We start from the raw sequence: 20,281 nt of genomic DNA, 5'->3' as shown, positions 1-20,281 counted from the left end.
CCCCCCCCCCCCCCCCCCCCCCCCCCCCCCCCCCCCCCCCCCCCCCCCCCCCCCCCCCCCCCCCCCCCCCCCCCCCCCCCCCCCCCCCCCCCCACGACCGGCCCCCGTCCCCGACCGGCCCCCTGTCCCCAACCGGCCCCCGGCGCCCGGCCGGTGGCCCCGGCTCAGGCTCCGGCAGGCCCTTGTAGGGTGCGCGGATGGAAGCCCTGGACCTGGGAACCGCGGCCTGGCCGCCCGCGCCGATCCGCACCGAGCGCCTCGTGCTGCGCGGGAGCCGGGAGCGCGACCGCGCGGCGTTCGTCGACCTGCTCTCCTCGCCCGAGGCGCACACCTACCTCGGCGGGGCCCGGCCGCGCGAGGAGGTCGAGCGCGAGCTGCCCGGGGCGCCCGAGGACCGGCCCGGGACCTTCGTCGCCGAACTCGACGGGGCGATGATCGGCCTGGTCCTGCTCCGGAGGGCGACCGGACACCGCCGCCCGGCCGCCGCCGGCAGGCTCGACCTCGGCTACCTCTTCCTGCCCCGGGCCTGGGGATCCGGCTACGCCGCCGAGGCGTGCGCGGCGGCACTGGCCTGGCTCGCCGGCGCGCTGCCCGGCGAGCCGGTGGTGCTGACCACCCAGAGCGCCAACACCGCCTCGATGCGGCTCGCGGCGAAACTGGGCTTCACCGAGGTGGAGCGCTTCGAGGCCTGGGATGCCGAGCAGTGGCTCGGCATCCGCCCCCCGACGCCCACCGCCTGAGGTCCCAACGCCCTTTCAGTGCAGGCCTGTTGCACCCCTGCCCGCCCTGGCTGCGCTGGCCGGCCCGGCGGGGCGGGTGCCGCTTCGGGACGCGGCTGTTGCCGTTCGCGGACGCCCCCGGCCCGCCGGGGCGGCAGGATGTGGGCGAACGTTGCGGGGGCGGGCGACTGGCGGGCGACTGGCGGGGGTGGCGGGATGGAGCGTACGGCGCGGCGCGTGGGCGCGGTGGTGGCGACGGCGGTGCTGGCGCTGGGGGCAGCGGCCTGTACGGGGCAGGACGGCGGCACGCCGCAACCGACGGCGAAACCCACGCCGCAACCCACGGCAACGGCGTCGGCGACGCCCACTGCGGCGGTGCGCCGGGTGGTGCTGCCGGAGCCGGCCCCGGCGTCGGCGCAGTGGGTCCTGGACGAGTTGGCCAGGATGCACAAGGACACGCCGGACTGCCCCGTCCCGACGCCGGGGAACACGGTGGTGCTCGACCGGAGCGAGGGCTCCCAGGACTGGGCGGACGTGGTGTGGCTGGAGGACGACTCCCGCCTGTGCCTGGCCTCGACCACCCGGGTCGACGGCCTCCTGAACACCGATGTCGCCGGTGGCCCGCCCGGGGCCTTCACGGCCCGCAGGCGGCCGCAGACGATCGGCGACTACCGGCGGCTGTCCTTCTTCGTGGTCTTCCCCGTGGACGCGAAGCAGGTCGTGCTGCGGGGCGATGTCCGGCACCGGTTCGGGCCGCTGCACCAGCGGGTGATCGACCTCGGAGGGGGGAAGGCGGTCACCGTCGTCCAGTACGGCTTCGCCGCGCAGGTCCCCGGTGCCCCGGCGCCCGGGGAGCAGGGGACGGAGCCGCCGTACGCGGACGACCTGCCCCAGCTGTGCCCGACCGTCATCGAGCCGTGCCGCTTCGCGGACGTCGACGGCTGAGCGGGCCGTGGTCCCCTGTTCGGTCCAGCAGCAGGTGCTCGGTCCAGCAGGTGTTCAGTCCAGCAGGGCCGCCACCGCCGGCACCCGCCGGTCGCGGCAGCCCGGGCAGGCGCGTGCCGCGCCCGCCGGTCGGCCGCCGCCGAGGTAGCAGGAGAAGCGGGCGGCGTGCAGGTTGGACCCGTACACCGCGTACCAGAGGAGCCGGTCCCGGCCATCGGCGTCGGATCCGCCGGTTCCGGCGCACACCGAATTCACAGGAAACATCCGCACGGAACAGGGTGGCGGCAGCCTCCCACACAACGATGAGAATGACGTGCACAGGTCGAGAATCCGACCGAAACCCCCCGATTCGGTAGCCGACCCCTCACTACCTGTACCGTTCCGGTCGCCATGGTGTTCATCACTCTTCCCTCCGTCGTCACGCCCCTCCGGTTTCCGCCGATTAGCCTTCACCATCGAAAACGCTCGAAACACCCGAAATGACATTCGATTCGTATCGATGCCTGAGGAAACGGCATCGATGATGAGAATTTCCTTTGACCGCACCTTCGCTGCATCCAGCCGACTCCCAGTGGAGTCATGGTGAGTGGGCGCGTCCCACCAGGTGATGACCAGGTCACCGCACGTCGCAGGCACTGCGCGCCCCATCAGGAATACGGAGCCGAGGAACCACCCCATGGACGCACGGCATGACACGGCCGGCCCAGTCACGCTGCACCGCCCCCACCCGGGGCAGGCGGCGGGCTGGCCGGTGGCCCAGCCCGCCCACCCCCGAAGCCTCCTCGACGTCATCGCCGCCACGGCCGACGCGCACCCGCACGCGCCCGCCCTGGACACCGGCGACGCCGTCCTCGACTACAGAACCCTGATGCAGGAGGTCGACGCCCTCGCCGGCGTCCTGGCCGGCCACGGCATCGGCACCGGCGACCGGGTGGGCGTGCGCATCCCCTCCGGCACCGCCGACCTGTACGTCGCCATCCTCGCCGTGCTGCGCTGCGGCGCCGCCTACGTCCCGGTGGACGCCGACGACCCCGACGAGCGCGCCGAGATGATCTGGCAGGACGCCCGGGTCTGCGCCGTCGTCGGCGCCGAACGCCGCCTGTTCGCCGGCCCCACCGCCCGCCCCTCGGGCCGCCCCGCCTGGCCCACCCCCGCCGACGACGCCTGGATCATCTTCACCTCCGGCACCACCGGCCGCCCCAAGGGCGTGGCCGTCACCCACCGCAGCGCCGCCGCCTTCGTCGACGCCGAGGCCCGGATCTTCCTGCGCCCCCGGCCGCTGGGCCCCGGCGACCGCGTCCTCGCGGGCCTGTCGGTGGCCTTCGACGCCTCCTGCGAGGAGATGTGGCTGGCCTGGCGCCACGGCGCCTGCCTCGTCCCCGCCCCCCGCTCCCTGGTCAAGGCCGGCACCGACCTCGGCCCCTGGCTCGTCCAGCGCCGCATCACCGCGATCTCCACCGTCCCCACCCTGCTCGCCCTGTGGCCCCAGGAGTGCCTGGACCAGGTCCGCCTGATCATCGTCGGCGGCGAGGCCTGCCCGGCCGAACTGGTCGAGCGCCTGGCCGTCCCCGGCCGCGAGTTCTGGAACACCTACGGCCCCACCGAGACCACCGTCGTCGCCACCGCCGCCCGCATGCTCCCCGGCCAGCCGGTACGCATCGGCGCCCCCCTGGACGGCTGGGAGATCGCCGTCGTCGACCGGAACGGCCACCCCGTGCCCTGGTACGAGAGCGGCGAACTGCTGATCAGCGGCATCGGCACCGCCCGCTACCTCGACCCCGCCAAGGACGCCGAGAAGTACAGCCCCCACCCCGCGATCGCCTCCCCCCGCGTCTACCGCAGCGGCGACCTGGTCCGCAACGACCCCGAGGGCCTGGTCTTCCTCGGCCGCGCCGACGACCAGATCAAACTCGGCGGCCGCCGCATCGAACTCGGCGAGATCGACGCCGCCCTCCAGGCCCTGCCCGGCATCCGCGCGGCCGCCGCCGCCGTCCGCAAGACCCCCGCCGGCGCCGACCTGCTGGTCGGCTACCTGGTCGCCCGACCCGGCACCACCCCCGACCTGGCCACCGCCCGCCAGCACCTGCTCGAACGCCTGCCCGCACCCCTGGTGCCCGTCCTCGCGATGGTCGACTCCCTGCCCACCAAGACCTCCGGCAAGGTCGACCGGGGCGCCCTGCCCTGGCCACTGCCCACCACCGGCACCACCGGCGACACCGGCCCCGCCCCGATCCTGGACGGCACCGCCGGCTGGCTCGCCGGCCAGTGGGAGCGCCTGCTCGGCATGGCCCCCGGCAACGGCGACGACTTCTTCGCCCTCGGCGGCTCCAGCCTCACCGCCGCCCGCCTGGTCTCCGAACTGCGCACCCGCCACAGCGGCGTCTCCGTCGCCGACCTCTACGCCCACCCGGTACTCGGCGACCTCGCCGGCTACCTCGACTCCCTCGCCCCGGCCCCGCGGGCCGAGGCGGCCGCGGCCGGGCCGGAAGCCGCCGCGACCGCCCCGCCCCGCAAGCCGGTCCGCCCCACCCCGCGCAGCGCCGGCCTCTGGCAGACCCTGATGCTGCTCGCCATGTTCGGCCTCTCCGGCCTGCGCTGGGTCATCGTCCTGATCGCCGCCGACAACCTCATGGGCACCGACATCCCCTGGGCCCCGCACAGCTCCTGGTGGCCCGTGGCCGCCGGCGCGCTCCTCTTCTTCACCGCCCCCGGCCGCACCCTGCTCGCCGCCGCCGGAGCCCGCCTGATCACCGCCGGCATCCGCCCCGGCAGCCACCCCCGCGGCGGCCACGTCCACCTGCGACTGTGGGCCGCCGAGCGCTACACCGCCATGTTCGGCACCGGCAACCTCTCCGGCACCCCCTGGGCCGTGCGCTACGCCCGGATGCTCGGCTGCCGCGTCGGCCGCGACGTCCAGCTGCACACCGCGCCCCCGGTCACCGGCCTGGCCCGGATCGGCAACGGCGCCAGCCTCGAACCCGAGGTCGACATCGCCGGCTGGTGGCTCGACGGCGACACCCTCCAACTCGGTCACCTCGACATCGGCGAGGGCGCCGCCGTCGGCCACCGCGCCACCGTGATGCCCGGCGCCCGCATCGGCGCCGGCGCCCAGATCGCCCCCGGCTCCTGCGTCACCGCCACCGTCCCGCCCGGCGAGCACTGGCACGGCTCCCCGGCCCGCCCCTCCACCGAGGCCCCCACCCCCTGGCCGGCCGGCCCCGCCCCACGCTCACGCGCCTGGAACCCCGCCTACGGCGCCGCCTTCGCCGTCTTCGGCCTCGTCCCCGTCCTGGCAGCCCTGCCCGCGCTGTTCATCGTCTACCCGCTGGTCGACAACGACCGCACCCTGCTCGCCGCCCTGCTCCAGCTGCTGCCGCTGACCGTGCCGCTGGCCATCCTGACCGTCATCTGCCACGCCGCGCTGATAGCCCTCCTGATCCGCCTGCTCTCGCTCCCGCTGCGCCCGGGCTTCCACCCGGCCACCGGCGGGGTCGCGTTCTGCGCCTGGGGGGTCTCCCACCTCAGCGACGGCGCCCGGCGCACCCTGTTCCCCTTCTACGCCGGCCTCTTCACCCCGGTGTGGCTGCGCCTGCTCGGCGCGAGGATCGGGCGCCGGGTGGAGGCCTCCACCGTCCTCGCCCTGCCCACCCTGATGCGGGTCGACGACGGCGCCTTCCTCGCCGACGACACCCTCGTCGCCCCCTACGAGCTGCGCGAGGGCTGGCTGCACCTGGGCCGCGCCCACGTCGGCCGCCGCTCCTTCGTCGGCAACTCCGGCATCGTCGGCCCCGGCCGCTCGCTGCCGGACAACTCCCTGGTCGGCGTGCTCTCCGACACCCCCGCCCAGGCCCCCGAGGGCTCCTCCTGGCTGGGCCGGCCCGCCTTCGCCCTGCCCCGGGTGGCCGCCGCCGGCGGCGAGGACCGCACCTACAACCCGCCCAAGCGCCTGATGTGGGCCCGGGCCGGCGTCGAGGTCTGCCGCCTGCTGCCGGTCGTCGTCGCCGCGATCCTGGCCGACCTGGTCTTCGCCGCCCTCCAGGCGATCCGCGACGGCTACGGGCTGGGCACCGCCGCCGGCGCGGCCGGCCTGGTGCTGGTGGCCGCCGCCGCGGCCGCCCTGGCGGTCACCACCCTCGCCAAGTGGCTGCTGGTCGGACGCTTCCGGGTGTCCGAGCACCCGCTGTGGTCCTCCTTCGTGTGGCGCAACGAGCTCTACGACACCTTCGTCGAGGAACTCGCCATGCCCTTCGGTGGTGGCGCCATGACCGGCACCCCCTACCTCAACCTGTGGCTGCGCAGCCTCGGCGCGAGGATCGGGCGCGGGGCGTGGTGCGAGACCCACTGGCTGCCCGAGAGCGACCTGGTCACCGTCGGGGCGGGCGCCAGCGTCAACCGCGGCACCGTGCTGCAGACCCACCTGTTCCACGACCGGGTGATGCGGCTGGGCCCGGTCCACCTGGGCGCCGGCTCCACCACCGGGCCGCACTCGATCGTGCTGCTCAACTCCTCGCTCGGCGACGACACCACGGTCGGCCCGGCCTCCCTGGTGATGCGCGGGGAGAACGTCCCCGGCGCCACCCGCTGGCTGGGCAACCCGGTCGCCGCCTGGAACGCCGACGCCACCCCGCCGGCCGGGCGCCGCGCGGCCCGCGGCCGGCGCAGGGCCGCCGTGATGTAGCCCACACGGACGAGCCCGCGCACCGGCGGTGCGGTCACGGATCCCCCCGTGGCCGCACCGCCTGCGCTTTGCCCGGACTTGGGAGAAGAACGTCGTGGTCACGGCCATGGTGAAGAAGGCCGGCCGGCCCGGGGCGCCGCGTCAGTCCTGGGCGGTGGGGCGCACGACGATCTCGCTGACGTCGACGCCCTCCGGCTGCGCGACGGCGTAGCCGATGGCCGAGGCCACGGCGGAGGGCGGCATGGCGATCTCGTCGCGCCGGCGCACCAGCGCGGCCGCGACCTCGGGGCCGGCCCCCTTGCCGACGCCCTCGGTGTGGGTGAAGCCGGGGGAGACGAGGGTGACGCGCAGGTGGGGCCCCGCCTCCTGGCGCAGCCCCTCGGTGAGCACCTTCACCGCCGCCTTGGTGGCCGCGTAGACCCCCTGCGGGGGCTTGACGACGTGGGCCGCGGTGGAGCCGACGTTGACGAACTGGCCGCCGCCCTGGCGGCGGAAGACGGGCAGGGCCGCCCCGATGCCGTTGAGCAGGCCGGTGACGTGGGTGGCGACCATGGCGTCCCAGTCGTCCTGGCGCAGCTCGTCGAACGGGGATACGGCCATCGTGCCCGCGTTGGAGACCAGCACGTCGAGCCGGCCGTACCGGTCCAGGGCCGTGTCGGTCAGGCGCCGCAGGTCCTCGCGGCGCGTGACGTCGACGACGACGCCGGTGGCGGCGGCGCCCCGGGCGGTGACGGCCGCCACGACGGCCTCCAGCCGCTCCCGGCGCCGGGCCCCGAGCACGAGGCGGGCGCCCCGCTCGGCGAGGTGGTGCGCGGTCGCCTCCCCGATGCCGCTGCTGGCGCCCGTGATCGCGATGACCTTGCCCTGGATGCCCGTCATGAGCCTCTCCCTCTCCCCGGTGCGTGCGCGGTGGGCGCACTGGCCTACAGTGAAAACGGAGGCGCCCCCGCTTCCCTCAGGCTAAGTGGGGACGCCTCCGTTTATCAAGCAGGAAGACCACCGACGGACGAAGACCACCGAGGAACGAGGACGGCGAGCACCGATGACCGACGGAGCACCCCGGCCGCTGCGGGCCGACGCGCGGCGCAACCGGGAGAAGATCCTCACCACCGCCGCGCGCGTGTTCGGGGAACAGGGACCGGACGCCCACCTGGAACGCATCGCCAAGGAGGCGGGCGTGGGCAGCGCCACCCTGTACCGCAACTTCCCCACCCGGGAGGCCCTGATCGAGGCGGTCTACCGCAACGAGGTGGTCCAGCTGTGCGAGGCCGCCCCCGCCCTGCTCGCGCGGCAGCCGCCCGAGCGGGCCCTGCGCGCCTGGACCCGCCTGTTCCTGGACTACGTCACCGCCAAGTACGGCATGATCGACGCCCTGCGCGCCATCGCCGCCACCGGGGCCAACCCCTACGGCGGCAGCCGGGAGATGATCCGGAACGCCGTCGCCACGCTCATGGACGCCTGCGCGGCCGCCGGCGCGATCCGCACCGACATCCGGCCCACCGACCTCGCCGCCGCCCTGGAGGGCATCGCCCTCACCTCGGCGGGCGCCGAGCACCGGGAGCAGGCCGAGCGCCTGCTCGACCTCACCCTGGACGGCCTCCAGCCGCGACGCTGAACCCTCGGGGCACCGCGCCGCGGGCGAGCGCGGCGGTGACGAGGACCGGGGCGGTGACGAGGACCGGGGCCGCCGACGGCACGATCGAAGGAAGGCGGCCCCGGCCCCGGTCCGGTCCCGTACGGGCGGGGCATCGACCGCGGAAGCCCGTACGGCTGCGGTCGGCACCCATTGGACGACCTCAACAGCACTTGAGGTCAAGCGCCCCGGCCGCGCCCCGGCAGGAAACCGGACACCGCAGCGGGGTAGCCTCGCTCCCGGCGGGGGCCGACAGGCGCGACGGGACGAGGGGCGGACGGGATGACGCAGCAGCAGCGCGGCTACTGGCGGGAGGCGGACGGCACGGCCGTCGCCGTCAGCCAGGCGCACATCGTGTGGACCAGGGCGGCCTACCCGGCCCTGGTGGACGTGGCAGGCCGCTACCACGCGGTGATCACCTACGCCGAGCTGGCCGAGGCCGTCCAGCAGGCCTCCGGGGTGCGCACCAGCGTCAACCAGCGGCACTGGATCGGCAAGGTGCTGGCCCTGGTGGTGCGCGAGGCCCACCGGCGCGGCGACCCGCCGCTGACCGCCCTGGTCGTGCACGCCACCGACGGCATGGTCGGCGCCGGCTACCAGGACGTCCTGGCCGTCGCCGGGCAGCCGCCCATCCTGGACGAGATGGACCGCGAGCAGCACGCCGCCGCCGCCCGCCTCGCCTGCTACCGGCACTTCGGCGCCGACCTGCCCGCCGACGGCGGCATCCCCGCCCTGGCCCCGCGCCTGACCAGCTCGGTGACCCGCAAGAAGGCCGCCACCGCGAAGACCGCCACCGCCACCGCCGCCGCGGCCACCGCCACCGCCCCGCGCCCGCCGGCGATCTGCCCGAACTGCTTCCTGGAACTGCCCGCGACCCGGGTCTGCGACTCCTGCGGGGCGAGGGCCTCTTGATCCACTGGGCCCTGGACGCGCTGCTCGGCCTGGTGCTCGCACCGGTGGAATGGGGCGCGACCGTCCTGCTCTTCTTCGCCGTGCTGCTGAAGAACGGGAGCAGGCCCTCCACACCTGCCAGGAACGCGGCCTGGGCGCTGGTCGTGGCCGCGTTCCTGCTCCCGGTGGCGGGCGCCGTGCTGTGCGCGTGCGCGGGCCTGCCGGTGACCGCGGGCGCACAGGCGCTGGTGCCCGTCGTGCTGCTGCTCATGCTTTACGTCCGCGGGTTCGCGGGCGCGATCGGCCGCTTCTTCACCCGCCACAACCGCCCCCGCTCAACCGCCGCCGTCGAGCCGCCCCCGCTCGACCGCGGCCGCTGAACCGCCCCCGCTCGACCGCGGCCGTCGAGCGGCCGTCACACCGCGGCCGGCAGCCTCCCGGGCATCTGCCAGCCCTCCGCCAGCCGCGAGGGCGTCAGCCGCCGGCCCTCGCCGAAGAACTCGCAGAACTTCATGATCAGCGGGTCCCAGCCGACCGGGTCCACGTAGTGGTCGGTACCCGGCACGATCAGCCGCTCGTCCACGTGCGCGCGCACCACCGAGACCTCGAACGCGGTGCACCCCGGGTTGCCCGCCAGCGGCCGGGCCTCCTCCAGCCGGCACTCCAGCTGCACCGGGCACTCGGCGGCCCGCGGCGCCCGCACCAGCTCACCGGGCAGCTCGGTCAGCCCCGCAGCGGCGAACTTCCCCCGCTCGTGCCGGTAGCCCTGCGCGAGCCGGTGCTCGGAGATCCTCGGGTTGGCGGTCAGCAGCGCCAGCGCGTCGACGGCGTCGACCTGCGCCGCCGAGGGCAGGTTGAGCACGCACTCGCCCTCGCGCCGCAGGTTGATCGACGTCTGGGAGCTGTTGCCCAGGCCCAGCACGCACGTCTGGCCCAGCCACCAGGCCGAGGACATCGGCGCCAGGTTGGCGCCGCCGTCCTCGTTGCGCGAGCCGATCAGCACCACGGGGGTGCCGAAGTACAGGACCTTGAGATCGGTGACCTTGTGCACGGGAAGAGCCGTCCTCGCATCGGGTGAGTCGGTGGCCCGGACCGGACGATCCGCGACCGGCCACCGACTCTGCCCCCGCCCGCGCCCCGGCGCTGGCGGAGATCGGACACCGCGCTCCCGCCCCCGCCCCCGCCCCCGCCACCCGCCATCCGCGCGCCGCCGGTCAGCCCAGGCCGCGGACGGCGACCGTACGGGCCTGGCCGTCGGTCAGCCGGTACGACAGGCCCACCACCGCGGCCCGCCCCTCGGCGACCCGGGCGGCCAGCAGCTGCGAGCGCTCCAGCAGCAGGTCCACCGTCTGGCGGATGTGCTCGTCCACGATCTCGTCCGGGTCCTCGATGCCCGCCGCCTTCGCCGACAGCACACTCGGCGTCACCCGCTCCACCACGTCCCGCACGAAGCCACCGGGCAGCTTCCCCTGCTCCAGCGAGTCCAGCGCCGCCGCCACCGCACCGCAGGAGTCGTGCCCGAGCACCACCACCAGCGGACAGTCCAGCACCGCCGCCCCGTACTCGATGCTGCCCAGCGCCTCCGCACCGGTCACATGACCGGCGGTGCGCACCACGAACAGGTCACCCAGACCCCGGTCGAAGATGATCTCGGCGGCCAGGCGGGAGTCCGAACAGCCGAACAGCACCGCGAAGGGCTTCTGCGCCGGCGCCAGCGCGGCCCGCCGCCCGGCGTCCTGGTTGGGGTGTTCGGGGCTGCCGCCGACGAAACGGGCATTGCCCTCCAACAGCACCCGCAGCGCCTCGGCGGGGTCGGATATCGGGCCGGATATCGGAGAGGAGATCATGCCGCCACCCTAGATCGCCGCTGCCGGCAGCCGCAGCCGGGGGCCGGGCACCACGAAAAGCGGATGCCCGCGCCCCGGCCGCCGTGGGAGGGTCCCGCACATGAACACCGACACGCGCACCGACTGGTCCTTCGCCACCGCCCGGCAACCCGCCACCTTCGGGGCCTGCACCGTCGAGGGCGAACCGGACGAGCTGGAGCACGCCGCGGTCGGCGACGACCGGACGCTGTGCCAGGAGCAGCCACGGACCATCGCCCGCTACCGCCACCTGTTCGGCGTGCGCGTCGGCGCCCGGTTCTGCCCGCGCTGCCAGCACCTCGCCGCCGCCGCCCCGACCCGCCCCGGCGTCCAGGAACGCCTGCACGAACGGGTCCTGGACGCCGCCGCGGGGCCGCTGCGCGCGGACCTGCTGGCCGCGCTGCGCCGCGGCGCGCCCGTCCCCACATGGCTCAACGGCCCTGCGGACTTCCTGGCGTCGCACGCCGGCCTCGACGAACTGACCGAGGACGCCGCCCCCGCCGCCGCGGCCTTCGAGGCGGAGACCGTCTCGATGGCCGTGGCCGAGGACGGCCCCTGGCGCTACCTCGTCGTCCTGCCGCACGACGGCACCGCCCCGCTGCTCGCCCGCGGCCCGCGCACGCCCTGACCGTCCGAGCACCCCGGTACGGTGGCTGCTGTGCCCACCCGCGTACCCCTCGAAGACCTCGTCCGGCTGCGCCGGGCCCGCGACCGGATGGACCGCGAGTACGACCAGCCGCTGGACGTGCCCGCGCTGGCCCGCACCGCGCTGATGTCGCCCGGCCACTTCTCCCGCAGCTTCCGCACCGCCTACGGCGAGACCCCGTACAGCTACCTCATGACCCGCCGGATCGAACGGGCCAAGGCGCTGCTGCGGCGCGGCGACCTCAGCGTCACCGACGTGTGCATGGCCGTGGGCTGCACCTCGCTGGGCTCGTTCAGCAGCCGCTTCACCGAACTGGTCGGCGAGAGCCCCAGCGCCTACCGCTCCCGCGACCACGCCGACGGCGAGCCGATCCCCGCCTGCATCGCCAAGATCCGCACCCGCCCGGTGCGCCGCACCTGAGGCACCCACCCGAGGCGCCGCATCCGAGGCGAAGGGCGGCCCCGCTCCCGTAACTTGATGTCCATGAGCATCGAACTCGCGCAGTGCTTCATCGCCGTCGACGACCACGACAAGGCGCTCGCCTTCTACCGCGACGTCCTCGGCTTCGAAGTGCGCAACGACGTCGGCTTCGAGGGCATGCGCTGGGTCACCGTCGGCTCGCCCGAGCAGCCCGGGGTGGAGATCGTCCTGGAACCCCCGCTGGCCGACCCGCACGCCTCCGAGGACGACCGCCGGGCCGCCGCCGAACTCCTCGCCAAGGGGCTGCTGCGCGGCGCCATCTTCCGCACCGACGACTGCGACGCCACCTTCGAGCGCATCCGCGCCGCCGGCGCCGAGGTCCTCCAGGAACCGATGGACCAGCCCTACGGCGTGCGCGACTGCGCCTTCCGCGACCCGGCGGGCAACATGCTGCGCTTCAACCAGCCGCGCGCCGCGTAGCCGTCGGAGCGAGCAGCGCTCAGGACCCGCCCGTCGGGCGGCCCGGGCGGTGGAGGACCAGCCAGGCCTGGACCGCCTGGGCCAGCAGCACGGCCGGCGGCACCGACCAGGGCAGCAGGCCGGCCACGGACAGCGGGAACAGCACCAGGACGGCCACCGCCAGGACGGGCAGGGTGCTGGACAGGGCGATGCGCGGCCGCGCCCGACGGGGGATCACGAGGCGGCCCCGCGGGCCCGGTCCAGGAAGGCGCGCAGGTCGGCCCAGGCGTCGGCCGGGGCGGCCGGGTCGCCGGACAGGGCGGCCGGGTCCTCGCGCCAGGCGGTGCGCACGGCGGCGGACAGCCCGGTGTCGCCGCCGCTGAACAGCCGGGAGAGCTCGTCGAGGCCGGCGGCGATGCGGCGCACCCGGAGGTCGGCCGGGCCGAGGGCGGCCGCGTGGTCGGCGAGGGCGTGCAGCTGGTCCTCGTCGAGGTGGCGGCGCAGGGCCTCGTCGGCGGCGAGCTCGCCGTCCAGGCGGCCCAGGCGCTCGCGCAGCTCCCGCAGCGCGGCCAGGGAGGCCTCGGTGGCGGCCAGGTGCTCGCGCACCAGGCGCCGCGCGTCCACGCCGGCGTCCAGGCAGGCGGCGATGGTCTCCAGGCCCAGGCCCAGGCGGCGCAGGGCGAGGATCTGGTAGAGCCGCACGACGTCCCGCTCGGTGTAGGCGCGGTGGCCGGAGGCGGTGCGCCGGGAGGGGGAGAGCAGGCCGATCCGGTCCCAGTGCTGGAGGGTGCGTACGGTCGGTCCGCTCGCCTCGGCGAGCGGGCCGACCTTCCAGGTCTGTTCGGAGGAGGGCATGGCACGAGCATCCCTGCTGACGTCGCGTGAGGTGCAAGCCCCCGGGGCGCACCTCAGGCGGTGCGGGCGGGCAGCGGGTAGTCGGGCAGGGCGATGTCGCCGGCCTTGGCGAACTGGGCGGCCAGGACGGCGCGCAGCGGCCAGCGGCCCATCCAGCGCATCGAGGCGGCGCGCAGCCGGATCATCAGGGCGCTGTCGGGGGCGTAGCCGTTGACGCCGCCGGGCGGCAGCTCCTGGGCGCGGGTCACGTAGGGGCGCATCAGCTCCTCGTAGCGGGCGTAGGCGGCGGTGAAGTCGCCGGCGGCGGCGGCGAGTTCACCGGCCAGCAGGTAGGCGCCGACCAGGGCGAGGCTGGTGCCCAGACCGGTGAGCGGGCTGGGGCTGTAGCCGGCGTCGCCGAGCAGCGCGACGCGGCCGCGGCTGTAGCGCTCCAGGTGGATCTGGCCGAAGGAGTCGAAGGCGAAGTCGTCGGCGGTGGCCATCCCGGCGACCAGGCGCTCCACCCGCCAGCCGGCGCCGGCGAAGCGGTCGGCGAGCAGGCGGCGCCGGGCGGCGTCGTCGCCGCGCTCGAGGGCGAGCGGGCCGGAGCGGAAGGCCAGGGAGGCCTTGACCTCCCCGGGCAGCCGGCCCGGCCGGGCGGTGGCGACCAGCCCGCCGGGGGCGTTGTACATCAGGAACCAGCCGTCCAACTCGCGGGCCAGCGCCGGGTCGTGGACGGTGAACCAGCAGTGGTGGCCGCCGAGCGGGCGGTAGTGCTCCGGCTCCGGGCCGAAGGCCAGGCGGCGCACCGCCGAGTGCAGCCCGTCGGCGCCGATGACCAGGTGGAAGCGGCGGGTGGGGGAGTTCTCGAAGTCGACGGTGACGCCGTCGGCGTCCTCGGCCAGGGCGGTGACCGTGTCGCCGTACAGGTACTCGACGCCGGCGGTGGCCTGCCGGAGCAGGTCGGCGAGGTCGCCGCGCAGGATCTCCAGCTCGGAGACGATGCCCTCGCCCCCGAACAGCTCGACGGGCATCCGCGCGGTGTGCCGACCGCGGGTGTCGACCAGGGCGATGCCGCGCTGCTCCACGCACAGCGCGCGGGCGCGCTCCATCAGGCCCATCCGCTCGATGACGGTGCGTCCGGCGCCGCGCAGGTCGACGGCCTGCCCGCCGGGGCGCGGGGCGGGGGCCCGCTCGACGACGGTGGGGTTGAAGCCGTGGCGGCGCAGCCAGTGGGCGAGGGCGGGGCCGGCGATGCCGGCGCCGGAGACGAGGATGTCGGTGTTCTCCATGCCCGCAACCGTACGCCGTACGCATGGTGGCCAACAAGCCGTGTTCTGCGGTTATTTGGGGCTGATGCACTAGTGCACCAGGGGGTTTCGGGGTCGGTCCGGGGGCGGTCGGGGGGTGGTTCCCCGGCTCCTGGGGCGGGCTCGGCGCAGGCCGGCGCCCTCCGGTGGCGCCGGCCGGTGCACTAGTGCGCGCGGGGGGCGGGCCGCCGGGGTCGGGGTCGGCTCAGGGGCACGTCGGGGGTGGGGCCGGGGGCGCGGGGGTGCGGGCCGGGGCGTCAGGGCTTCGGCGCCGTGCCCACCAGGGTGTGCACCAGGTCCTCGCCCAGGGCCAGGCCGGTCGGCGACTCGTCGGAGAGGCCGTAGTCGCGGTACCACTCGGCCGGGGCCTCCGGGTGCGGGCCGCTGACCGCCACCCGGCCCGAGCCGTACGGGGCGACCACGGCCGCGGCCCGGTCGTTGGTGTAGCGGGCCAGCACCTGCGCGTCGGGGCCCTCCACGTCGAAGTACGGGCCGTCCTGGAAGTACATCCGCCGCGGCCGCCCGCGCCAGGAGACGTCGACCAGGTGGTCCTGCTCGTCGGTGACGGTGGCGCCCCGGGAGCCGATGTACTGCCCGGAGTCGCCCGGCAGGAGGCCGTAGCCGGGGTCGTGGCCGGCCAGGTAGCCGCCCATGCACAGCCCCAGGTAGTGCCCGCCGCCGCGCACGTAGGCGCGCACCAGCTCCGGGGAGAAGCCCGGGTCACGCTGCAGCAGGCGCCAGGCGGTGGAGACCTCCTGCCCGTTGGTGCCGCCCGGCTGCACGTACAGCGCCGCGCCGGACAGCGCGTCCGGGCCGAAGCGGACCTCCTCCTCGGGCCCGATGTAGCGCACCGCGAAGCCGTCGTGCTCCAGCAGGTCGTGCGCCGCCTCCGGACAGCCCTCGCAGGCCGCCGGGCCCCGGTAGACCAGCGCCACCGGACGGCCGTCCGGATCCGGCGCCACCCCGCCGGTCGCGTCCGCGCGCGGCGCCCGTGCGGCCCGGTCGGCGCTGTCCGGGCCGGCCCCGGACGGGGGGGCCCCGCACGCCGACGCCGCCAGCACCACCGCCGCCAGCACCACCGCCGCCGCGCCCCGTCCAGCCCTCAAGACCTGCACTCGTGCCGCCCTCCCCGGGCCGTCGCCGTCCGCCGCCACGACGCTACGGCCCGCGCCCCCCGGCCCGCACACCAGCCCCCCTGACCGGGTGAACGGGGGGCTCGGGGTTGACCGGCCCCGGGGGGATTCGGAGGAGGCGCGCGTTGACGCCCCCGGGCGCCCGGAAGGCGCGGGCGTCAGGCGGGCGCGGCCGCCGCCAGCAGCGGGGCCGCCGCCGGCCGGGCCGGCGGGAACCGCCGAAGCCGCACCAGCGCCAGCACCAGCAGCAGGGCCAGCGCCCCGGCCGCACACGCCAGCGCGAACGCCGCGAGGTGGCCGTGCGCGCCGACCAGCGGCCCCGCCCCCGTCACCGCCAGGCCCTGCCCCGCGATCAGCCCGCTGCCCAGCAGCGTCATCGCCTCCGCCATCCGACCCGCCGGCGCGACCCGCTCCACCAGGCCGAACACCGCGATCAGCGCCGGCGCCACCGCGAACCCGACCGCCCCCACCGCCACCGCCGCACCCGCCACCCCGCCCACCGGCAGCAGCCCCGGCAACAGCACCGCCTGCGCCGCCACCGCCGCGCGCAACCGCGCCGTGAGGTCGAAACGCCCCGCGAAGGAGGCCAGCAGGACCCCGGCCGCCGCACTGCTCACCCCCATCGCCGACCAGACCAGGCCGCCGACACCCGCGTCGCCCCGGGACAGGTACTGCACACCCGTGTTGGCGGCACCGAACACCACACCCTGCAGCACCGTCACGGCGATCAGCACCAGCAGCGGCCCGGACAGCACCCGCCCCGCCGCCACCGTGCGCGCCACCGCCGCCGGGGCCGTCGGGTGCAGCGCGAACACCGTGCCGAACGACGCCATCAGCACCGCCGCGCACACCAGGCCCGCCGCCGGGTGCACCGCCCAGGCCAGCACCCCGACCAGGGCGGGGCCGGCCACGAAACTCGTCTCGTCCACCACCGCGTCGAAGGCCAGCGCCGGGCCGACCAGCTCGTGGCCGTCCCGGCGCCCGCTCGCCAGCGCGATCCAGCGGGTCCGCGACAACGGCCCGATCTGCGGCACGGTGAAACCGGCCAGCGCCGCGCACCCGGCCTGCACCGCCGGCGGCAGAGCGGCGACCGAGGCCACCACCAGGGCGGCCGTCAGCAGGGCGTTGGCCAGCGACGCCGCCAGGATCACCGGCCGGTGGCCGCGCCGGTCCGCCAGCCGGCCCAGCAGCGGCCCGCCCACCGCCTGCCCGCCCCACAGCAGGCCCGCCACCACCCCGCCGCGGCCCACCCCGTCCAGCGCGATCACCATCAGCAGCGTCCCGGTCGGGCACAGCGCGGCGGGCAGCCGGGCGAGGAAGGACACCAGGGGCAGCCGGGGCCCGGCGAGTCGGACGACGCCGTGCACGGCGGTGCGAGCGGACAAGGGGCGCCCTCCATCGGTGGTCGGAGCGGACGCCCCCACTACACCGGACGGCGCGCGCGGTCGGCCATCGGCGGCGGCCACCAACCGGCCCGCGCCAGGGGCGGGCCGAGGCTGGACGTTCCTCCGAGCCGGGCCCGCCCACTCGGCGGGCTCAGCCCTCCCGCAGCGCCCGCACCACCGCCGACAGGTCCCGGTCCGCGATCGACGGATCCGCCAGCAGCGCCTGACGGGCCGCCGCCAGCAGCGGGCCGCCGCCCGCCAGGGCGAGGTCCTTGGCGGCCAGCCGCACCGGGAAGTCCGACTCCGCGCTGCGCGCCCGGGCCACCACCCCCGCGAGCGGCCCGGCCGCCAGCACCTCCAGCGCCTGCTCCTGCGGCACGCCCAACTCGCCCGCCACCGACAGCACTTCGTCCAGGACCGCGACCGAGGTGACGATCGCGCCCATCACCACCACCTTCAACGCCGCCCCCGTACCGGGGCCCCCGCAGCGCCGCACCCGGCCCAGCTGGGACAGCACGGGCTCGGCGCGCTCCAGGTCGGCGTCCTCGCCGCCCGCGTAGACGGTCAGCTCACCGCGGGCGGCCGGGCCGACGCTGCCCAGCACCGGGGCGTCCACCAGGGCCACGCCGTCCGGCAGTTGCCCGCGCAGCCCGGCCACGGCGCGCGGGCCGATCGAGGACATGTCGATCCACAGGGTGCCGGGGGCCAGTGCGGCGCTGATGCGCCCGGCGACCTCGGTGGCCGCCTGCGGGTCGGAGAGCATCGTGACGACGATGCCGGCCCCGGCCACCGCCTCGGCCGGGTCGGCGGCCTCGGTCAGGCCGTCGGCACGGCCGGGAGTGCGGTTCCACACGGTCAACGGGTAGCCGGCAGCGGCCAGGCGACGGGCCATCGGCAGCCCCATCCGGCCCAGGCCCAGAAAGGCGATCTTTTCCATGGCCCCCACGCTAGGCACCCACGAGCCAGGCGACAAACGAATGTCCCGCATGGTACTCATGCGCAATGGACATGGCTTGGCTGGACGTCTTCCGCACCGTCGCGCACCTGGGCTCCTTCACCGCCGCCGGCGAGCGCCTGGGCTTCACCCAGTCCGCGGTCTCCCGCCAGATCGCCACCCTGGAAGCCGAGTTGGGCGCCCCGCTGTTCGACCGCCTGGCCCGCGGGGTCCGGCTGACCGAACACGGCCGCGCCCTGCTCCCGCACGCCGAGGCCCTGCTGGAACGCCTCGACACCACCCGCCGCGACCTCGTCGCCCTCACCGAACTCGACGCCGGACGCCTGCGGGTGGGCGCCTTCGACAGCGCCAACGCCGAACTCGTCCCCGCCGCCCTCGCCGCCTTCCGCACCGCCCACCCGCAGGTCGAGCTCACCCTCACCGAAGGCCTCAGCGCCCACCTGCTGGAGCGCCTCGCCGACGCCACCATCGACCTCGCCGTGGTCGCCTCCTACGCCGAGAACCCCCAGGACGCCTACGACACCGACCAGTTCGACCTGCGCCCGCTGCTCGCCGACCCCGTCCTGGTCGCCCTCCCGCGCGGCCACCGGCTCGCCGGCCGGCGCCGCCTGCGGCTGGCCGAACTCGCCGACGAACCCTGGATCGCCGCCCGCCGCGACCCCGGATCCACCCTGCTCGCCGCCTGCCTGCGCAGCGGCTTCCAGCCCCGCATCGAGTACGCCGTCGGCGCCTGGGCCGCAAAACTCGGCCTGGTCGCCGCGGGGTTGGGCCCCACCCTCATCCCCGCCCTGGCCGCCCGCGCCGCCCGCCCCGACATCGCCCTGGTCCCCCTCCACCCCCAGGACACCCCCGTCCGCCACGTCTGCACCGCCACCCGCCGGGGCCGCCGGGTGCCACCCGCGGTGACGGGCTTCCTCGGCTTCCTGCGCGCAGCGGCGCGCGGCAGCCGGCGCGACTGACGGCCCGCCGCCTTCGCCACCGGCCGCCCCCGAACCGGCCGCCCCGAACCGGCCGTACGGAAGTCGGCCGTACGGAAACCGGGTTGAGCGGGACCGGGGCGGTGGGTGAGCATGCGGGGATGAGCGAGCGACCCGAACGATGGACCCAGGCCACCGTCTACCCCGACATGTGGGCCGACCCGGCCGACGATCCGCGCAACAGCGAAGGCCCCGCCCCGGACGGCGAGGCCGCCACCATCGAGGACTACCTGACCAACTACCGCCACACCCTGCGGATGAAGTGCGAGGGCCTGGACGCCGAGCAGCTCGCCCGGCGCTCGGTGCCGCCCTCGACGATGTCGCTGCTCGGCCTGGTACGCCACCTGGCCGCGGTGGAACGCGACTGGCACAACTGGATCCGCGAGGACGAGCCGCAGCCCAAGCTCTACGGCCCCCGCGACGCCGACTTCGACGGGGCGCTCCCCGACCCGGCCCTGGTCGAGGCCGCCTGGCGCGACCTGGAACGCGAACAGGCCGCCCTGGACGCCGCGTTGGCCGCCCACCCGGACCTCGGCGAACGCCTCGGCAAGCAGCGGCTCTCGGTCCGGGAGCTCCAGGTGCACCGCATCGAGGAGTACGCCCGCCACTGCGGCCACGCCGACCTGCTGCGCGAGTGCGTCGACGGCCGCGTGGGCCAGTGACGGACGGCGGTGGCCGGCGGGCTCGGGAGAGCCTCAGGAGAGCCCGGCTCGGTGGCGCTCGAACTCCTGCGGGGTGCGCACCCCTTCGTCCAGGACGGCGCGGTAGATCCCCCAACTGCGCACGCTGCGCCCGTACTCCGGACTCCCGGCGTAGGCGTGCTTGATCCGCAGGATCGCCAGGCGGGCCTGTTCGGTCAGCTTCGGGGGCAGGTCGCGCAGGTGGGCGAGGTCGGGCTGGCGGTCGGGGTCGTCGACGAACCACAGGTCGAGGGTCCAGTCGTACCCGGCGGGGGACCGGTGGTTCAGGCCCAGGTAGAGGCCGTCGGGGTAGGCGGCCGGGTCCTCGTTCCAGACCCCGGTGTCGTCGCGCAGGCGCACCTGCCGCACCCGCTCGTGCAGGGCCAGACGCGCCCCGGCGGCGGCCACCCGCTCGTGGAGGGCGGCGTCCAGGCGAGGGCACACCACGGTGACGTCCAGGTCCCGGCGCACCATCAGCCCCAGGGCCGAACTGCCCACCCGTACCGGGGTGCCGAGCGCGCCGAGCAGGGCCTCCAGGCCCAGGTCGGCGTGAACGGCGTCGGCCTCGGCCTGCAAGGCGCGCTGGCGGTCCAGGAGTTCGTCGTCGGTCGGCGCCGCGTTCGGCGCGTCGGTCGGCGCGTCGTTCGGCGTGGCGGTCGTCATCGGGCCAGTCTGCCACGGGCCCCGCGAGCGGAATTGACCCATCGAAACGGTGATCGATTGCCCCATGATCGTGGGTCTTTCCGCTCCT

General features: G+C 75.9%; 22 protein-coding genes. 11 read left to right on the top strand and 11 right to left on the bottom strand.

Annotated features, from left to right (window positions below; all coding sequences use genetic code 11):
• Positions 1-197 precede the first annotated feature (197 nt).
• Positions 198-740 carry a GNAT family N-acetyltransferase gene (locus ACZ58X_RS32935; RefSeq protein WP_470337246.1) on the top strand — a complete coding sequence of 181 codons (543 nt, stop codon included), beginning with the start codon at positions 198-200 and terminating at the stop codon, positions 738-740.
• Positions 741-935: 195 nt separating this feature from the next.
• Complete coding sequence (locus tag ACZ58X_RS32930; RefSeq protein WP_470337245.1) at positions 936-1,664, top strand: hypothetical protein; 729 nt, start codon at positions 936-938, stop codon at positions 1,662-1,664.
• 54 nt (positions 1,665-1,718) lie between these two features.
• Here ACZ58X_RS32930 and ACZ58X_RS32925 read toward each other — a convergent pair whose 3' ends face one another.
• On the bottom strand, positions 1,719-1,910 hold the full coding sequence (locus tag ACZ58X_RS32925; RefSeq protein ID WP_470337244.1) for a hypothetical protein: 192 nt from the start codon (positions 1,908-1,910) through the stop codon (positions 1,719-1,721).
• 430 nt (positions 1,911-2,340) lie between these two features.
• Here ACZ58X_RS32925 and ACZ58X_RS32920 point away from each other — a divergent pair, with 430 nt between their 5' ends.
• Positions 2,341-6,342, top strand: coding sequence for a Pls/PosA family non-ribosomal peptide synthetase (locus tag ACZ58X_RS32920; protein ID WP_470337243.1), 4,002 nt, complete (start codon positions 2,341-2,343; stop codon positions 6,340-6,342).
• 141 nt (positions 6,343-6,483) lie between these two features.
• Here the strand turns inward: ACZ58X_RS32920 and ACZ58X_RS32915 are convergent, their stop codons facing one another.
• On the bottom strand, positions 6,484-7,221 hold the full coding sequence (locus tag ACZ58X_RS32915; protein WP_470337242.1) for an SDR family oxidoreductase: 738 nt from the start codon (positions 7,219-7,221) through the stop codon (positions 6,484-6,486).
• A gap of 163 nt (positions 7,222-7,384) precedes the next feature.
• Here ACZ58X_RS32915 and ACZ58X_RS32910 point away from each other — a divergent pair, with 163 nt between their 5' ends.
• The 3 genes from ACZ58X_RS32910 (at position 7,385) to ACZ58X_RS32900 (ending at position 9,246) form a co-directional block, all read left to right on the top strand.
• On the top strand, positions 7,385-7,957 hold the full coding sequence (locus tag ACZ58X_RS32910; RefSeq protein ID WP_470337241.1) for a TetR/AcrR family transcriptional regulator: 573 nt from the start codon (positions 7,385-7,387) through the stop codon (positions 7,955-7,957).
• Between the two features lie 300 nt (positions 7,958-8,257).
• Positions 8,258-8,887 carry a hypothetical protein gene (locus ACZ58X_RS32905; RefSeq protein WP_470337240.1) on the top strand — a complete coding sequence of 210 codons (630 nt, stop codon included), beginning with the start codon at positions 8,258-8,260 and terminating at the stop codon, positions 8,885-8,887.
• Positions 8,884-9,246 carry a hypothetical protein gene (locus ACZ58X_RS32900; RefSeq protein WP_470337239.1) on the top strand — a complete coding sequence of 121 codons (363 nt, stop codon included), beginning with the start codon at positions 8,884-8,886 and terminating at the stop codon, positions 9,244-9,246. The genes ACZ58X_RS32905 and ACZ58X_RS32900 overlap by 4 nt, the downstream gene beginning before the upstream one ends.
• 35 nt (positions 9,247-9,281) lie before the next feature.
• Here ACZ58X_RS32900 and ACZ58X_RS32895 read toward each other — a convergent pair whose 3' ends face one another.
• Both ACZ58X_RS32895 and ACZ58X_RS32890 read right to left on the bottom strand, forming a co-directional pair.
• The gene (locus ACZ58X_RS32895) at positions 9,282-9,917 is read right to left on the bottom strand and encodes a flavin reductase family protein (protein WP_470337238.1); all 636 of its coding nucleotides are present in this window, start codon (positions 9,915-9,917) and stop codon (positions 9,282-9,284) included.
• 163 nt (positions 9,918-10,080) lie between these two features.
• Positions 10,081-10,713, bottom strand: a complete 633-nt coding sequence (locus tag ACZ58X_RS32890; protein ID WP_470337237.1) for a carbonic anhydrase — start codon at positions 10,711-10,713, stop codon at positions 10,081-10,083.
• 100 nt (positions 10,714-10,813) lie between these two features.
• On the opposite strand from ACZ58X_RS32890, the gene ACZ58X_RS32885 reads away from it, so the two are divergent.
• The 3 genes from ACZ58X_RS32885 (at position 10,814) to ACZ58X_RS32875 (ending at position 12,277) form a co-directional block, all read left to right on the top strand.
• A complete protein-coding gene (locus ACZ58X_RS32885; RefSeq protein ID WP_470337236.1) occupies positions 10,814-11,359 on the top strand; it encodes a hypothetical protein in 546 nt (181 codons plus the stop codon).
• An 87-nt stretch (positions 11,360-11,446) separates the two neighbouring features.
• The gene (locus tag ACZ58X_RS32880) at positions 11,447-11,797 is read left to right on the top strand and encodes a helix-turn-helix transcriptional regulator (protein ID WP_470337248.1); all 351 of its coding nucleotides are present in this window, start codon (positions 11,447-11,449) and stop codon (positions 11,795-11,797) included.
• 63 nt (positions 11,798-11,860) lie between these two features.
• On the top strand, positions 11,861-12,277 hold the full coding sequence (locus ACZ58X_RS32875) for a VOC family protein (RefSeq protein WP_470337235.1): 417 nt from the start codon (positions 11,861-11,863) through the stop codon (positions 12,275-12,277).
• A gap of 19 nt (positions 12,278-12,296) precedes the next feature.
• On the opposite strand, the gene ACZ58X_RS32870 is transcribed toward ACZ58X_RS32875, so the two are convergent.
• The 6 genes from ACZ58X_RS32870 to ACZ58X_RS32845 all read right to left on the bottom strand — a co-directional run bounded on the left by ACZ58X_RS32870 (position 12,297) and on the right by ACZ58X_RS32845 (position 17,855).
• Entirely contained in the window at positions 12,297-12,494 is a 198-nt protein-coding gene (locus tag ACZ58X_RS32870) for a hypothetical protein (protein WP_470337234.1), read from the bottom strand.
• Positions 12,491-13,111, bottom strand: a complete 621-nt coding sequence (locus ACZ58X_RS32865) for a MerR family transcriptional regulator (RefSeq protein ID WP_470337233.1) — start codon at positions 13,109-13,111, stop codon at positions 12,491-12,493. The genes ACZ58X_RS32870 and ACZ58X_RS32865 overlap by 4 nt, the downstream gene beginning before the upstream one ends.
• A 53-nt stretch (positions 13,112-13,164) precedes the next feature.
• On the bottom strand, positions 13,165-14,382 hold the full coding sequence (locus ACZ58X_RS32860) for an FAD-dependent monooxygenase (RefSeq protein ID WP_470337232.1): 1,218 nt from the start codon (positions 14,380-14,382) through the stop codon (positions 13,165-13,167).
• A gap of 275 nt (positions 14,383-14,657) precedes the next feature.
• Complete coding sequence (locus ACZ58X_RS32855; protein ID WP_470337231.1) at positions 14,658-15,515, bottom strand: BPL-N domain-containing protein; 858 nt, start codon at positions 15,513-15,515, stop codon at positions 14,658-14,660.
• 176 nt (positions 15,516-15,691) lie between these two features.
• Complete coding sequence (locus tag ACZ58X_RS32850) at positions 15,692-16,918, bottom strand: MFS transporter (RefSeq protein WP_470337230.1); 1,227 nt, start codon at positions 16,916-16,918, stop codon at positions 15,692-15,694.
• A gap of 151 nt (positions 16,919-17,069) precedes the next feature.
• A complete protein-coding gene (locus ACZ58X_RS32845; protein WP_470337229.1) occupies positions 17,070-17,855 on the bottom strand; it encodes an NAD(P)-dependent oxidoreductase in 786 nt (261 codons plus the stop codon).
• Between the two features lie 65 nt (positions 17,856-17,920).
• Here ACZ58X_RS32845 and ACZ58X_RS32840 point away from each other — a divergent pair, with 65 nt between their 5' ends.
• Positions 17,921-18,832, top strand: coding sequence for a LysR family transcriptional regulator (locus tag ACZ58X_RS32840; protein WP_470337228.1), 912 nt, complete (start codon positions 17,921-17,923; stop codon positions 18,830-18,832).
• A 119-nt stretch (positions 18,833-18,951) separates the two neighbouring features.
• Entirely contained in the window at positions 18,952-19,512 is a 561-nt protein-coding gene (locus tag ACZ58X_RS32835; RefSeq protein WP_470337227.1) for a DinB family protein, read from the top strand.
• 33 nt (positions 19,513-19,545) lie between these two features.
• On the opposite strand, the gene ACZ58X_RS32830 is transcribed toward ACZ58X_RS32835, so the two are convergent.
• A complete protein-coding gene (locus tag ACZ58X_RS32830) occupies positions 19,546-20,193 on the bottom strand; it encodes a hypothetical protein (RefSeq protein ID WP_470337226.1) in 648 nt (215 codons plus the stop codon).
• Positions 20,194-20,281 lie beyond the last annotated feature (88 nt).

It is taken from the genome of Kitasatospora sp. NPDC040550 (assembly GCF_055594965.1).
Note: the sequence above shows the minus strand (reverse complement) of the source record. Positions and strands in the feature narration are given on the sequence as shown.